The sequence below is a fragment of the Halovulum dunhuangense genome (genome assembly GCF_013093415.1).
Taxonomy (GTDB): Bacteria; Pseudomonadota; Alphaproteobacteria; order Rhodobacterales; family Rhodobacteraceae; genus Halovulum; species Halovulum dunhuangense.
Genome location: NZ_JABFBC010000004.1, coordinates 36,279 through 51,437, shown reverse-complemented (window position 1 = coordinate 51,437; position 15,159 = coordinate 36,279). Strand labels below are relative to the sequence as shown.

The window sequence follows — 15,159 nt, the reverse complement described above, 5'->3', positions numbered from 1 at the left end:
TGCTTTCGATCATGACGACCCGCCGGACATCCCGCGCGGCACTTCTGCTTGCCTGTACGGTGGCGCTGGGCGCCTGCGACAGCAGCACCAACGGCGGCGGCGGCGGTGGCGGCGGCGGTGGCTCCAGCAGCGAAACCCCGTTCCAGGAGAACTTCGACCAGGTGACGGGAACCGCACCCACCTCCAACATGCCGACCAGCATCAACGCGACCTATGCGGGCGCGGTACAGGCATCGGTGAACGATGGCGTGGAAGAGCTCGGCATCCTCGATGGCGACGTCACGCTGGATGTTGCCTGGACCGATGGGCAGTCCACCAACCCGTTCAGCGGGCAGATCGACAACCTGCGCTTCACCGACAGCGACGGAACCGTCGCGTTGCAGGGTGAGCTTGTGACCGACAACGATGTCGGCTCGATCTCGCGCACCGAAGTCTCGGCGCTGGGCCAGACCGCCTTCACCGGCTCCATGACCGTGCTGATGCGCGGCAATGTCAGCGTCCAGGATGGCGGGGAAACCCTCAGCGGGGATGCGGACATCCAGCTGGGCGGACCGTTCTTCGGCAGCGGCGCCTCTGGCTCTGCGGGTGCGGCATCCGGCGGGCTTCGCCTGGACGAGGGAACCTCGGGCGCGATCGCCGACTACGCCATCGCGGGCGAATACTACCTGCGCCGGCAGTGAGGGAAACGGGAGGGAGGGGGCCCTCCCACCTGCGTATCGTGACGAACGGATCCCTGCTGATGGCGCCGATCCTTGCGTTGCTGCTGGTTCTGCTGGCGGCAGCGCCGGGTCCGGCGCAGACCCCCGCGCTGCCCCCCGGCGCCGCCTCGGAACAGGCGCTCTGGGAAGCGGCCGTCGCCCATGGCCGCGCCGGAGAGCCGCGCGCGGCGCTTCCCTATCTCGAGCGGCTGGTCTCACTCGACCCGGACGACCTGAACTACCGGCTCGAGCTGGCCTCGGTCCTGGGGCTGCTCGGGCGCGACGATCGCGCAGCCTTTCATTTCCGGGCGGCCCTGGCCGGCACGCTGCCCGCGGATACCCGCCAGGAGATCCTGGCCCGGATCGCCGCGCTAGAGCGTGCGGATCGCTGGCGGGGCAGCCTGCGCGCCTCGCTCGTCACGGAAACCAACCCGCTGAATGCAACGGCCGAAAGCCGGCTGCGGATCGGGGATCTGGACTTCGTCCTCGATCCCGCGAACCGGCCGAAGCAGGCGACCGGGCTTGCGCTGGGCGCCACGCTGGGCCGCGGGGTCACGCTTCGGCCCGATCTGCGGCTCGAAGTCAGCGCGACGGTGGATGCCGAGCTGTTCGGCGGCGCGGCGCCGGACGACGTGACCCTGGGGTTGCAGGTCGCGCTCAGCCGCAGTTTCGACCGCGAGGGCCGCCTGTCCTTCGGCATCGGCCTGTCGGAACGCTGGCTCGGGCGCACGCGCGGCGAAAGCGGCGTCGAGCCCTATTCCTCGGGTGTGAACGCCACGCTCATCGCGGGCACCGGCCTGACCGACCGCACCCATGTCGAGCTGCGTTTCCGCCACGAACGCCTGCGCCACGACACCGCCATCGCCGCCGACGGGACCAGCACCAGCCTGCGGGTACAGGCGCGATACCGGCCGCAGCCCCGCCTGCAACTGCGCGCCGCCGCAGAGACAGAGGTGACGGACGCCCGCAGCCCGGTCGAAAGCGGCCGCAGGGTGACATTCTTCCTGGGCGGCGACTATGCCTTCGAAGGGGGGCTGGTCGGATCGCTCGACCTGTCGCGCGGGACCGACTGGCGCGACGCGGTGCCGTTCTTCTTCGGCAGGCTGCGCGACGACACCAGGACGACCGCCACATTGCGGCTTGTGAACCGCAACTGGGCGATCGGCGATTTCGCCCCGGTCGTGGAAATCGGCTACGAGAAGCAATCCTCGACGATCGCGATATTCTCATACGAGAACACGCGGCTGGGGCTGGGCATCACACGCTCGTTCTGAAGCGGCAGATCAGCCTTCGGTCGGCGGCTTCCAGCGCGTTCCCAGTCCCAGCCGGGTCGCGTGCCATGACGCCTCGGCGCGCGAGGATATGCCAAGCTTGCGGTATATCCCCTTGATATAGCTTGAAACCGTGTGATCCGACAGACCCAGGTGGCGCGCCACCTCGCTGTTGCGCATGCCCCGGCCGATCAGCGCGAGCACATCCGTCTCGCGCGCCGTCAATGCCACCGCGGGCGCGGCCGGCCCGGTAAGACGGAAATGCTCCATCAGCCGGCGGGCTATCGAAGGGGATAGCGCGGGGATGCCCTCGGCGATCTGGCGCAGCTGCCGCACCAGCAGTTCGCGCGGCTGTTCCTTGAGCAGGTAGCCCCCTGCCCCTGCGGCCAGCGCCGCGACGACATGGGCATCGTCGCCCATCACGGTGCTGACCACGCAGGTCGCATCCGGGTTGTGGGCCAGCACGTCGCGCAGGACATCGAGACCGGACCCGTCGGGAAGCCCCAGGTCGATCAGCGCAAGCGTGGGGGCATATGTCCGCGCGGCCGCCCGCCCGTCGCGCAAGGTGGCGGACTCGTTGATCAGGCTGCCGGGGAACGCCTCGGCCACGATCCCCGCCAGCCAGCGGCGCGTGGCCGGGATGTCCTCGACGATCATCACCCGCCTCATGCCGCCTGCCCCCGCGACAGAAGCGGAAGTTCGACCAGGATCGTCGTTCCATCGCGCCCGGACCGGATCTGCAGACGCCCGCCCAGCGCCTCGGCGCGGCGGTGCATGTTGGCCATGCCATTGCCGCCCGCGCGCGGCGTCCCGGTCCATCCCGTGCCGTCATCGGTCACGCCGAGCGCGATCGCGCCATGGCGCTCGGACAGGCGGATCGTGACCCGGCTTGCCCCTGCGTGACGGATGGCGTTGTGGACCGCCTCGCGGATGACGGAGCGCAGCGCATGGGTGAGTTGAAGCGGCAGCGCCCCCTGTCCGCCCGCCGCCACCTGCCAGTCGAGCGCCAGCCCCGACGCCTCCAGCTGGTCGGCGATCTGGACCCGCAGGTCCGCGAGCATCTCGTCCAGGCTCAGCGCCCGCCCCGTGGCGTTGCTGATGATGTCGCGCAGGTCCGAAAGCGAGTCGCAGATCATCCGGTTCTTGCTTTCCGGCTCGACGCTGTGCAGCGCGCCCATGAGCTGGATGCCGATATTGTCGTGGATGTCGCGCGCGATGCGCGCCCGTTCCTCGGCGACGCCCTTCTCATAGGCGCGGCGGCTTTCCATCGCGTCCCGCAGCATGGCGCAGATCTCGGCGGCGAATTCGACATCGCGCGGCGAGAACAGCCGCCGACCGCCGCTGGCATGCTCCAGCCGCAGGGCCGGCACGGGGCCGGCACCGGGAACGACCAGCGCCAGCCCTTCGGCCGCAAGCGCGGCCCGGTCCTGCGGCACGCAGGGGGTGATCCGCAGCGGATCGAACGCCTTGGCCAGCAGCCGGTGCCAGCCGGCAATCTGGTCCGCGCCGGGGGGCGTGAGGGCGATGTCCACGACGTCGCGAAACAGCCGCGCGGGCGTCAGGGTGGACCTGTGCAGGAAGCGCCGGCCGATCGCATCGCGCATCGGCAGGTAGAGACAGCCGACCAGCACCAGCGAAAGCGCAAAGGCCGGGACCCGATCCTCGAGCACGACATAGACGAAGATCGCGTCGACCCCCAGCAGCAGCAGGACGCCCCCGACATAGAACAGCGTGCGGAACGCCCATTCGTCGAGCAGGAACAGCCGGAACCGCGCCACCCCGAGCGCCACGCCCATGTAGATCAGCAGGAAGAACACGAAGCCCACGCCCTGTGACAGGATCGGCGCCAGTCCCAGCAGGTTGGGCATGATGACCAGCGCGACGAAGGCCCCCGACCCGATGGCGACCGAAAGTCCGAGCCATGTCAGCGAGGTGCGCGCGACCAGATCGCCGCGCGTGACACGGTACTGGATGCCCACCAGCACCAGGATCGTGGCCATCGACAGCACGATCGGCAGGTGAATGCCAAGGGGCGGCCCCTCGACAAGCTGCAACTGGTCCACCGCAAGCCAGGCCCCCAGCACGATCGCCGGCAGCGCCAGCGCGCGGCGCCCCACCAGCCGGTGCGGATAGCACAGGAACAGGCCGATCATGCCCACGCCGAACAGCAGCGTGCCGGCATGGTTGGCCCCCGACAGCAGCCGGAACGTCGCGCCGCCAAGCGCCAGTTCCCGCCCACTGTAGACCGCAGCCGTCAGCGCCGAGATCATCAGCCCCGTACCGGCCAGCGCCAGGAAACGGGCCGGCCACTGCCCGCGCTGCAACGACCAGATCCACGCCCCCAGCCAGAAGCCGGTCAGCCCGACCGCCAGTTGCAGCCAGAAGATTGCCGGCAGATCCGACAATGGCCGGTAGGGTGCCGGGCTGATCGCCACGCGCGACGGCGCCTGGCCGGGTTCGGCCACGACCTCCAGGGTGATCTCCTGGCCTTGCAGGATCCGCGCGATGCTGCGCTGCCGCGCGAAGACGTCGTTCATGGCGGCATAGGTGTCGACGGTGTCGGGTTCCTCGACCAGGTCGACGGCCCCGGGCAGGATCCGCTCACCCGCGCCGGCCAGCGCCAGGATGCGGGTGCCGGGCGGAAGGGACGCCGCCGGACCCGAAGGGTCGGCAGCGCGGACCTGCACCGCGCCGCTGTCGGGATCGGCGCCCAGTTCCAGGCCAAGCCAGGGCTGTCTTGCCGCCAGAATGACCATCGCCAGCGCAAGGACAAGGCCGGCAAGGACAGCGCCCAGAAGTGTCGGGGCCGGCGCCATTCGGGCAGAAGAAACTCGATCAATCATCACGCGACATCGGCAAACACTTGCCCGCACATAAAAACTTGCATGGATATCCAACGCTATCCAGTCAGGGCGACAAGTATTCGAGGCAAGCATTCTCTGGCTGTAGCCCGCCGCCTTTTGCAACCGTTGCGTGAAAGTCGCAGTCGCCCCCCAGGCAAACCGGGATTGCGCCATGATTGCCCGCATGCCGCCGCTTTTCGTGGCTCATGTGTGCGGAACTGTACTGCGGTGTATCGCCCTGAGGCCGTTGCGGCACTGTCGGCAGGCGCGAAACCGGACGCCGCCACCCTTCTTCGGCGCCCATCACGCGCCCGGCGGCGGGCACCGCCCCGGCCGCGCATCTGCGCGGGGCAGCTTGTGCCGATCCTTCATTCCGTGGCGCCGGATCACGCGCTGCCTGGCGGGCCGGATGGTGTCGGCACGGGGGACACGCAGGCGGGGGCGGGTCGTCCTGCCCTGCGGGCTTCCCGTCAGATCGACACGCTTGCAAGCAGGCGGTCGCGGTCGAGCGTCGCCTTCTCGCAGCGGTAGCTGACCTCGCCCCGGGTCATCACGACGAAGCTGTCGGCATGGCCCACCGCAAAGTCGAAATATTGCTCTACCAGCAGAATGCTCATCTGGCCCTCGTCCCGCAGGAAGGCGATCACCTTGCCGATCTGCTTGATGATGTTGGGCTGGATGCCCTCGGTCGGCTCGTCGAGGAGCAGCACCCGGGGCCGTGTCACCAGGGCGCGGGCGATCGCAAGCTGTTGCTGCTGGCCGCCCGACAGGTCCCCGCCGCGGCGGTCCTTCATTTCCCTGAGCACCGGGAACAGTTCGAAGATCCGTCCAGGAACGCTTCGCTCGGACCGGCCCAGGCAGGCAAAGCCTGTTTCCAGGTTCTCGGTCACGGTCAGCAACGGAAAGATCTCGCGCCCTTGCGGCACATAGGCGATGCCCGCCTTCGCGGCCGTGAAGGCGTTCGGACGGCCCAGGTCCCGGCCATCGAGCGCGATCGAGCCGCCCGCGAAGGGATGCCGCCCGGCGATTGCCTTCAGAAGGCTCGTCTTGCCCACGCCGTTCGTCCCCATCACGGCCGTCACCTCGCCCCGGCGCGTCACCAGGCTGACCCCGTGCAGGATCTGGCTCTGCCCGTAGCGCAAGGTCAGATCGCGAACTTCCAGCATCCTCAGCGCCCCAGATAGACGTCTATGACGTCCTTGTTCCGCGTCACATGGTCGAGCGACCCCTCGGCCAGCACCGACCCCTCGTGCAGCACCGTCACCTTGCATTCCAGCCGGCGCACGAACTCCATGTCGTGCTCGACCACGATCACGGCCCGGGTTTCGGCCGCTCTCTTCAGAAGATCCGTGGTGTGCTCGCGTTCGGCCGGGGTCATCCCGGCGGCCGGCTCGTCGACAAGCAGCAGCCGCGGATCCTGTGCCAGCAGCATCCCGATCTCCAGCCATTGCTTCTGACCGTGGCTCAACTCGCCCGCGCGGCGCGGCAGCTGCGCCAGAAGGCCGATCTCGTCGGCGATTTCCTCTATGCGCCGCGCGGCGCGGTCGGACTTGCGGTAGAACAACACGTCGAACGGCCCGCGCGGATTCTTCAGCGCCATGGCCAGGTTCTCGCGCACGCTCTGCGCCTCGAAGACGGTGGGCCGCTGGAACTTGCGCCCGATCCCGGCCCGCGCGATCCGGCTTTCGCTGAGCGACAGCAGCGACACGCTCTTCTCGCCCCAGGTGACGCGGCCCTCGTCGGGTCGGGTCTTGCCGGTGATGATGTCCATGAAGGTGGTCTTCCCGGCACCGTTCGGCCCGATTATGGCCCGCAATTCCGGCTCGCCGATCTCGAGCGACAGGTTGTTGATGGCCTTGAACCCGTCGAAGGACACCGAGACGCCCGAAACTTCCAGAAGCGCGCTCATTGCTCGCCCTCCTCCTTGCGCCAGGCGCCCGCCTCGGGCCCGTAATCGCCCTGCCGATCCGGCGCGCGGCGCTGCGCGACCAGATCGAAAAGCCCGCCGATCCCCTTGGGGAAGAACAACGTGACCCCGACGAAGGACACCCCCAGAAGCACCAGCCACCAGTCGGTCCAGCGGATCACATACCCGCCCAGCGCGATGTCGGGCGCACCGCCGCCGGTGAACCAGGACGAGAGCAACGATACCAGGGCCGCCCCGATCACGGCCCCGTAAAGCCGCCCGCGCCCGCCGATGGCGACCCAGACCGCAAGATAGATCGAGGCGATCGGCGCCATCTCTGCGGGGTTGATGATGCCGGCTTGCGGATAGTAGAGAGCCCCGGCGATGCCCGCGATCACCGCGGTCAGGGTGAACACGAAAAGCTTGTAGCTCTCGACATGGTAGCCGAGAAATCGCACCCGCGCCTCGTCGTCGCGGATGCCCCGGATGACGCTTCCCATCTTGCCCGACACCGTCCAGGCCAGAAGGACATAGCCCAGGCCCAGCGCCAGCGCCGCGACCCAGAAGAAGGCGATCGAGACCACCGATTGCGGGACATCCTCGTAGCCGGGGATGTTCTGCAGGCCCGACAGCCCGTTGTTGCCCCGTAGCCCGCTGTCGTTCTGGAAAAGATAGAGCGACAGCGCAAGCGTCATGGCCTGCGTGAGGATGGACAGATAGACCCCGGTGACGCGGCTGCGGAAGGCCAGCCAGCCGAACACCAGCGCAAGAAGGCCGGGGACCAGCACCACCAGCAGAAGCTGCAGGAACAGGCTGTCGGCGAAGGCCCACGCCCAGGGAAATTCCGAGGTGCCGACCACCCCGAAGATCTGCGTCGCGATGGCGTCGACGATCTCCTGTTCGGTGGGCGGGATCGGCGCGGCCGCAAGGCTTTCGGCGACGATGATCTCGGTGCGGGCATACATCAGCCACATGCCGATCGCGTAGCCCCCGAGCCCGAAAAAGGCCATGTGCCCGAGCGACAGGATCCCGCAATGCCCCCATACGGCATCCATCGCGATGGCAACCAGGCACAGGCACAGCGTCTTGCCCAGCGTCTTGACGAACGAGGTGGACACGACGCCGATGCCCGTCGCCTCGGCAAGGAACGTCACCAGCGCCGTGAACAGCGCAAGCGCCAGGAGAAACCACAGCACCGACGGGTTCTCGGCAAGAAAGCTGCGGCGGGTGGGGAATGCGGGGCCGGCGATGGTTGCGGTCCGGGTCATGGCGTCAGGCCTCCGCCGCGCGGCCCTTGAGGGCGACGATGCCCTTGGGGCGGAACTGGATGAACAGGATGATGAAAAGGATCATGTAGGTCTGCGCCGCAAGCGTGTTGGACGGGTTCATCCATTCGATGCCCTTCTGCAGGGTTCCGATCATCACCGCACCCGCAAGCGTGCCCCAGACGTTGCCCACCCCGCCCACGACCACGGTCATGAAGCTTTGCACGATATAGTCCTGGCCCATCTCGGACGTGACCTTGGCATAGAGCCCTATCGCCACGCCCGCGATCCCCGCGATGCCCGAGCCCAGCCCGAAGGTCAGCATGTTGATGCGGTCCGGGTTGATCCCCATCGAGGCCGCCATGCCGGGGTTCTGGGTCACGGCCCGCACCTCCAGCCCGAGGCGCGTCCGGTTCAGCACGAACAGGATCAGCCCCAGGAACATGAGCGCCAGGAAAAAGATCGCGATACGGATATGGCTGATCTGGATGACCTCGTTGTAGACCAGCGCGCCATCCAGCCATCCGGGGGCGGTCAGCGGCCGCGCCTGCGTGCCGAAGATGTTCTTCGCAAGCTGTTGCAGCGCGATGGAGATGCCGAAGGTGGCAAGCAGCGTCTCGAGCGGGCGATGATAAAGCCAGCGGATCACCAGCCGTTCCATCGCCACGCCGGCCCCGAAGGTCACGGCAAAGGCCAGCGGCAGCGCCACGATCAGCGCCAGCGTGTAGTCGGGGATGAAGAGCTGCACCACATAGCCGGTATAGGCACCCATCATTATGAATTCGCCATGGGCCATGTTGATCACGCCCATCACCCCGAAGGTGATGGCGAGTCCGATGGCCGCAAGGAAGTAGATCGAGGACAGCGACAGCGCATCGAGCGCCAGGTCCAGCGCCTGATCGAACGCGACCCGGCGCTCGATCGCGGCAAGCACGCGGGCCGCGGCCCGGGTCACGGCGGCATCGGGGTCGGCATAGGCCAGGTAGAAGACATGCGCATCGAGCGCAGCGCGGACCTCGTCCTCGGACACGGTGGGCGGAACGGTGCCGGCTGCCGCAAGCGCGGCATAGGCGTCGAGCCGGCGCGCCTCGGTGTCGAGTTGCCCGACGGCAATCCCGCCCGCGCGACCGTCCACGACATTGGCCACCAGCGCATCCCTGATCTGCGCCGCGGGGATACGCGGCGGGGCCAGGCCGGACTCGACCAGCCGGGCATAGGCCTCTGCGCGGGAAAGTTCGGGGCTTCCGGGTTCCAGCAGGCGGGCGATGTTTCCGGCCGGCAGTTGCGGCGCGACGCCCGCGCTGGTCGCGAGGATCTGGTTCAGCGTGGCGCGCACATCGACCGAGACATCCCCCGCAAGCCCCTCGATCGCAGCGACGCGGCCCTCGGTCGTTTCCGCGAAGCGGGCCTGCAACAGGCCCAGCAGCCGCGCCTTGCGGATCCGCAGGGCGGTGTCCGTTTCATCCTCGAGCGATGCGGCCAGCGGCTCCATGTGGTCGGCAGAGGGGGACCGCCCGATCGTGTCGAGCGCATCCCGCCGCAGGACGATGTCCGGTGCGGACAACTGGAACTGCACCAGGGCGCCTGCGATCTCGCGCCGGACGCCCCCGTTGGGGCGGATCTCCTGGATGGCCGAGGCGGGCACGCGCCCCGCATCCTGCCCCGTCTCGATGTCGAGAAGCGCGATCTGCCCGTCCGAAGCCTGGCCTGCATAGTAGAACAGCCCGTCGGAGCGGTTCAGCACGACCTCGCGGTTCTGCCACCGTTCGAGAAACCCCGACACGCCGGGATGCCCCGCCTCGATCAGCGCGTCGAGCACCACCGCGACGCGCTGGCGGCTTGGGTTCGCCACCTCCTCGGCATGGGGCTGCAATACCTCTTGCAGGCCCTGCGCCCGAACCAGATGGGCCGGCGCTGCCGCGAGCAGCGCAACGATGATCAGAAGAATGCGCAGCATGATGCCTGCCCGAACAGGAAAATGGGGCGCGCGCGAAGGCGCGCGCCCGCGACCGTCAGTAGTTCGACGTCAGCTGGACACAGGTCTGGGTCTGGGTGTTGTACATCCCGCACCCAAGATCCTTCCAGTCAGAGGTGAGCACGGCGGATTCCGGCAGGTAGTCCGTCCACGCGTCACCCGGAACTTCCTCGGTCTGGCTGATGATGTCGAACTGCCCGTCGGCGCGGATCTCTCCGATCAGCACCGGCTTCGAGAGGTGGTGGTTCGGCAGCATCACCGCCGTGCCACCGGTCAGGTTCGGGAATTCCTGACCGTACATGGCGCTGCGCACCGCATCGACATCGGTCGTGCCCGCTGCCGTGGCCGCATTCACCCACATGTTGAAGCCGATGTAATGCGCCTCCATCGGATCGTTGGTGACGCGGTTCTCGTCGCCGATGAAGGCGTGCCACGCCTCGATGAAGGCCGAATTCTGCTCGGCGTCCGCCGACATGAAGTAGTTCCAGGCGGCCAGGTGCCCCACGAGGTTGGTGGTATCGAGCCCCGACAGTTCCTCCTCGCCCACCGAGAACGCGATCACGGGGATGTCGTCGGCCGACACGCCGCGCGCGGCCAGTTCCTTGTAGAACCCGATATTCGCATCGCCATTGATCGTCGAAACGACCCCGACCTGCTTGCCGTCGGCCCCGAGCGCGACCACGTCGGAAACGATCGTGGACCAGTCGGAATGGCTGAACGGGGTGTAGTTCACGAAGATGTCCGCTTCCGCGATCCCCTTCGACATCAGATAGGATTGCAGGATGTTGTTCGTGGTGCGCGGATAGACATAGTCGGTCCCGAGCAGCGCGAACTTCTCGACACCCAGTTCCTCGAGGAAGTAGTCCACCGCCGGGATCGCCTGCTGGTTGGGCGCGGCCCCCGTATAGAACACGTTCTTCGAGCTTTCCTCACCCTCGTACTGGACCGGGTAGAACAGAAGCCCGTTCAGTTCCTCGATCACGGGCAGCACCGACTTGCGGCTGACGCTGGTCCAGTTGCCGAACATCACGTCCACTTCGTGCACGGTCAGAAGCTCTCGGGCCTTCTCGGCGAAGAGAGGCCAGTCCGAGGCCGGGTCCACGACCACCGCCTCCAGGTCGCACCCCAGCAGGCCACCCTTCTTGTTCTGCTGGTCGACCAGCATCAGCATGGTGTCCTTGAGCGTCGTCTCGGAAATTGCCATCGTTCCCGAAAGCGAGTGCAGGACGCCGACCTTGATGGGACACTCCTGTGCAAGGCTGCTTCCCGCCGACATGATCGCAGCCGTGGAAGCCATGGCAAGAAAACCTGCTTTTCTCATAACGCGTATTCCCCCTTCCGACTGGATACCCGCCTGTCTCCGGCCGCCATTCCAGGGGAAAGGCGCCGATGCGGGCACAGCGCTTCGTTTCACCACACGGGGATCGTGCATCTGCGCAGGCCACCCCGCCCGACAGCCCCGCCGCGCGGGACCGCCATGGGCTCAGTAAGCAGGGGTTGACGAACGGCACCGCAGGAATTGCGCATAAAAAAGGCCCGATCGGTTTGCATGAAATGTTTTTAAGCAGAAATACTGCTCTGTGATCGGGCAATGTGCATCAATTGATCATGAGCACCGCCAGCGCCCCCTTGCATCGGATGGCGACGTGGCGCAGATGCGATTCCCCTCCCGCCCGCAGGCACGCCGATCCGATGCGCCGTCGGGCGGGCGCGCAGGGGTCCGGGCGGGCCGATCCCGACGGCTGGCGGCTGGCCGGACCACTTCGCGACGGTTGCCCTCGGGATCGAACTGCGGTGTATGTTGCGTGCAAACACGCGTAACCTGCGCGCGAGGTGAATGAATGCTGAACGCAAGACCCGTCCCCCACCTGCCCGACCTTCTGGTCATCGAGCCGCGGCGCTTCGTGGATGACAGGGGCTATTTCGAGGAAACCTGGTCGGCCGGGGATTTCGCCAAGGCAGGCATCGGCGTGACCTTCGTGCAGGACAATCATTCGATGTCGCTTGCGCCCGGAACCCTGCGCGGGCTTCATTTCCAGGCACCGCCGCGCGCGCAGGCCAAGCTGGTGCGCTGCGTGCGGGGCGCGGTGTTCGACGTGGCGGTGGACATTCGACGGGGCTCGCCCACCTATGGCCACTGGCACGGGATCGAACTTGCCCCCGGAAATGGCAGGAAGTTCTTCATACCCGAGGGGTTCCTGCACGGCTTCATCACGCTGGAGCCGAATTCGGAGGTCGAGTACAAGTGCTCCGACAGCTATGCGCCGGACCTGGAGGGGGCGGTGCGCTGGGACAGCGTCGGGATAGACTGGCCCTGGAAAGACGCGCCCAGGCTTTCGCCAAAGGACGCCGCGGCGGTGCCCTTTTCCGGATTTCACTCTCCCTTCGGCAAGGGGCAGATCGCGTGAAGATCCTCGTCACAGGCGGCGCCGGTTTCATCGGGTCCGCGGTCGCAAGACTGGCCATCGCGCGCGGCTTCGACGTGGTGAACCTAGATGCGCTGACCTATGCGGCCAATCCCGCCAACCTGGCTTCGGTGGACAGCGCCCCCGGCTATGCGTTCGAGCATGCCGACATCCGCGACCGCGACGCGCTCGACCGGATCCTTGCGACGCACGAACCGGACGCGGTGCTGCATCTTGCGGCAGAGTCGCATGTGGACAGGTCCATCGACGGGCCGCGCGCCTTCATCGACACCAACGTCACGGGGACATTCAACCTGCTTGAGGCGTCGCGCGCCTGGTGGAGCGCACGGGGAAAGCCCGACGGATTCCGGTTCCTTCATGTTTCGACCGACGAGGTCTTCGGCTCGCTGGGCCCGGACGGGCGCTTCACGGAAGACTCGCCCTATGACCCGAGATCGCCCTACTCGGCGTCCAAGGCGGCGTCCGACCACCTCGTGCGCGCATGGCACGAGACATACGGCCTTCCGGTGATCGTCACCAACTGCTCGAACAACTACGGGCCGTACCAGTTCCCGGAAAAGCTGATCCCTGTCACCATCCTGAATGCCCTGGCGGGCAGGCCCCTGCCCGTCTACGGCAAGGGCGCCAACATCCGCGACTGGCTTTTCGTCGAGGATCACGCCGAGGCGCTTCTGCTGGTTCTCGAACGCGGAAGGCCCGGCCGCACCTATGCCATCGGCGGCGAGAACGAGCGTCGCAACATCGACATCGTCACCACGATCTGCGGGATCCTCGACCGCAAGCGCCCGCGTTCCCGGGGCGCGCACCGCGATCTTGTCACTTTCGTCGCCGACCGTCCCGGCCATGACGCGCGCTATGCCATCGACCCGACCCGCATCGCGACGGAACTCGGCTGGCGCCCATCGCTTACCATCGACGAAGGGCTGGAGCGGACGGTCGACTGGTATCTCGCGAACGAGGACTGGTGGCGCCCCCTGCTGCAGCGCGACGGGGTCGGCGCCCGGCTGGGCCTGAGCGCATGAGGGTTCTGGTCTTCGGCAGGACCGGCCAGGTCGCGCGGGAACTGGCGCGCCGTGCCCCCGCGGACCGGGCCATGGTCTTTCTCGACCGTGCCGACGCGGATCTGGGCATCCCCGAGGCCTGTTTCGCGGCGATCATGTCGCATCGCCCCGATGCCGTGATCAACGCTGCCGCCTGGACCGGGGTCGACCGGGCCGAAGACGACGAGGCGGCGGCGACCCTTGTGAACGCTCACGCCCCCGGCGCGATGGCGCGCGCCGCGGTCGAACTGGCGATCCCGTTCCTGCATCTTTCCACGGACTACGTTTTCGACGGGCGGGGGGATCGTCCTTTCGCGCCGGACGCGCCGACCAACCCGCTGGGCGCCTATGGCCGGTCCAAACTGGCCGGCGAACAGGCGATCCGGGACAGCGGCGCCCGGGCGCTTGTCCTGCGCACCAGCTGGGTGATCTCGGCGCATGGCACGAACTTCGTCAAGACCATGCTGCGGCTGGGACAGGAGCGGCAGACGCTGAACGTCGTGGCGGACCAGATCGGCGGGCCGACCCCCGCAGCGGCGATCGCGGATGCGCTACATGCCGTGCTGCCGGTGCTGGCGGCGGGCCATCCGGGCGGCACGCATCATTTCGCCGGGGCGCCGGATGCAAGCTGGGCCGACCTTGCCCGCGCGGTCATGGCCGGTGCGACCCTGCCCTGCCGCATCCTCGACATACCGAGCGCGGCCTATCCGACCCCGGCGCGCCGCCCGCTGAACTCGCGCCTCGACTGTTCCGGGTTCGAGCGGGATTTCGGGATCGCCCGGCCGGACTGGCGCACGGGGCTGCAAGACATACTGAAGGAGCTGGGCGCATGCTGACACGCCGCAAGGGGATCATTCTGGCCGGCGGGTCGGGCACGCGGCTCTGGCCGATCACGATGGGCGTCTCCAAGCAGCTGCTGCCGATCTACGACAAGCCGATGATCTTTTACCCGCTTTCCGCGCTGATGCTGTCGGGCATCCGGGAAATCGCGCTGATCACCACGCCCGAGGATCAGCCGCAGTTCCGGCGCCTGATGGGCGATGGCAGCCATTGGGGCCTGAACTTCACCTATATCGCGCAGCCCTTGCCGGACGGGCTGGCGCAGGCCTATCTGCTGGCCGAGGACTTTCTCGCCGGGGCCCCGTCGGCGATGGTGCTGGGCGACAACATCTTCTTCGGCCACGGCCTGCCGGAAGTGCTGGCAACGGCCGATGCCAGGACCGACGGCGCCACCGTGTTCGGCTACCATGTGACCGACCCCCAGCGTTACGGCGTGATCGATTTCGGCCCCGAGGGCGAGGTGCGCGCGATCGTCGAGAAGCCCGCAAGCCCCCCCTCCAGCTACGCGGTGACCGGGCTCTACTTCCTTGACGGGCGGGCGCCGGAACGGGCCGCGCGCCTGACACCCTCGGCCCGCGGGGAGCTGGAGATCGCCGATCTGCTGGAACTCTACCGCGCCGAGGGCAGCCTGCGGATGGAGAAGATGGGCCGCGGCTTTGCCTGGCTCGACACCGGAACCCATGGCAGCCTGCTCGACGCCTCGAACTTCGTGCGCACGCTGACCGAACGGCAGGGTCTCCAGGTCGGCTGCCCCGAAGAGATCGCCTTCCAGAAGGGCTGGATCGACGCCGAGGCGGTGGAACGGCGCGCGAAGATGTTCGAGAAGACCGGCTATGGCCAGTACCTGCGCGAGGCGGTGCTGGGCAGGCGCTGACCGGCCGGCAGGGAAACGGGG

At 67.6% G+C, this 15,159-nt stretch carries 13 protein-coding genes; 6 read left to right on the top strand and 7 right to left on the bottom strand.

Annotation, left to right across the window (positions count from 1 at the left end):
* Window positions 1-11 precede the first annotated feature (11 nt).
* Entirely contained in the window at window positions 12-680 is a 669-nt protein-coding gene (locus tag HMH01_RS16330; protein WP_171326869.1) for a hypothetical protein, read from the top strand.
* A 59-nt stretch (window positions 681-739) separates the two neighbouring features.
* Complete coding sequence (locus tag HMH01_RS16325) at window positions 740-1,972, top strand: surface lipoprotein assembly modifier (protein WP_171326868.1); 1,233 nt, start codon at window positions 740-742, stop codon at window positions 1,970-1,972.
* Window positions 1,973-1,981: 9 nt separating this feature from the next.
* On the opposite strand, the gene HMH01_RS16320 is transcribed toward HMH01_RS16325, so the two are convergent.
* The 7 genes from HMH01_RS16320 to urtA form a co-directional block, all read right to left on the bottom strand.
* A complete protein-coding gene (locus tag HMH01_RS16320) occupies window positions 1,982-2,638 on the bottom strand; it encodes a LuxR C-terminal-related transcriptional regulator (RefSeq protein ID WP_171326867.1) in 657 nt (218 codons plus the stop codon).
* A complete protein-coding gene (locus HMH01_RS16315) occupies window positions 2,635-4,785 on the bottom strand; it encodes a sensor histidine kinase (RefSeq protein WP_171326866.1) in 2,151 nt (716 codons plus the stop codon). The genes HMH01_RS16320 and HMH01_RS16315 overlap by 4 nt, the downstream gene beginning before the upstream one ends.
* Window positions 4,786-5,282: 497 nt before the next feature.
* The gene (gene urtE, locus HMH01_RS16310; RefSeq protein ID WP_171326865.1) at window positions 5,283-5,978 is read right to left on the bottom strand and encodes an urea ABC transporter ATP-binding subunit UrtE; all 696 of its coding nucleotides are present in this window, start codon (window positions 5,976-5,978) and stop codon (window positions 5,283-5,285) included.
* Window positions 5,979-5,980: 2 nt separating this feature from the next.
* A complete protein-coding gene (gene urtD, locus HMH01_RS16305; RefSeq protein ID WP_171326864.1) occupies window positions 5,981-6,721 on the bottom strand; it encodes an urea ABC transporter ATP-binding protein UrtD in 741 nt (246 codons plus the stop codon).
* Complete coding sequence (gene urtC, locus HMH01_RS16300; protein WP_171326863.1) at window positions 6,718-7,986, bottom strand: urea ABC transporter permease subunit UrtC; 1,269 nt, start codon at window positions 7,984-7,986, stop codon at window positions 6,718-6,720. The genes urtD and urtC overlap by 4 nt, the downstream gene beginning before the upstream one ends.
* A 4-nt stretch (window positions 7,987-7,990) precedes the next feature.
* Window positions 7,991-9,940, bottom strand: coding sequence for an urea ABC transporter permease subunit UrtB (gene urtB, locus HMH01_RS16295; RefSeq protein ID WP_171326862.1), 1,950 nt, complete (start codon window positions 9,938-9,940; stop codon window positions 7,991-7,993).
* Window positions 9,941-9,995: 55 nt separating this feature from the next.
* Window positions 9,996-11,255, bottom strand: a complete 1,260-nt coding sequence (gene urtA / locus HMH01_RS16290) for an urea ABC transporter substrate-binding protein (protein WP_246237457.1) — start codon at window positions 11,253-11,255, stop codon at window positions 9,996-9,998.
* A gap of 544 nt (window positions 11,256-11,799) precedes the next feature.
* On the opposite strand from urtA, the gene rfbC reads away from it, so the two are divergent.
* The 4 genes from rfbC to rfbA are packed head-to-tail and all read left to right on the top strand — an operon-like array spanning window position 11,800 to window position 15,138.
* Window positions 11,800-12,366 (top strand): dTDP-4-dehydrorhamnose 3,5-epimerase, encoded by a 567-nt coding sequence (rfbC, locus tag HMH01_RS16285; RefSeq protein WP_171326860.1) that lies wholly within the window; start codon window positions 11,800-11,802, stop codon window positions 12,364-12,366.
* On the top strand, window positions 12,363-13,406 hold the full coding sequence (gene rfbB, locus HMH01_RS16280; RefSeq protein WP_171326859.1) for a dTDP-glucose 4,6-dehydratase: 1,044 nt from the start codon (window positions 12,363-12,365) through the stop codon (window positions 13,404-13,406). The genes rfbC and rfbB overlap by 4 nt, the downstream gene beginning before the upstream one ends.
* Window positions 13,403-14,260, top strand: coding sequence for a dTDP-4-dehydrorhamnose reductase (gene rfbD, locus HMH01_RS16275; RefSeq protein ID WP_171326858.1), 858 nt, complete (start codon window positions 13,403-13,405; stop codon window positions 14,258-14,260). Before rfbB ends, rfbD begins: the two co-directional genes overlap by 4 nt.
* Window positions 14,254-15,138, top strand: coding sequence for a glucose-1-phosphate thymidylyltransferase RfbA (gene rfbA, locus HMH01_RS16270; RefSeq protein ID WP_171326857.1), 885 nt, complete (start codon window positions 14,254-14,256; stop codon window positions 15,136-15,138). Before rfbD ends, rfbA begins: the two co-directional genes overlap by 7 nt.
* Window positions 15,139-15,159 lie beyond the last annotated feature (21 nt).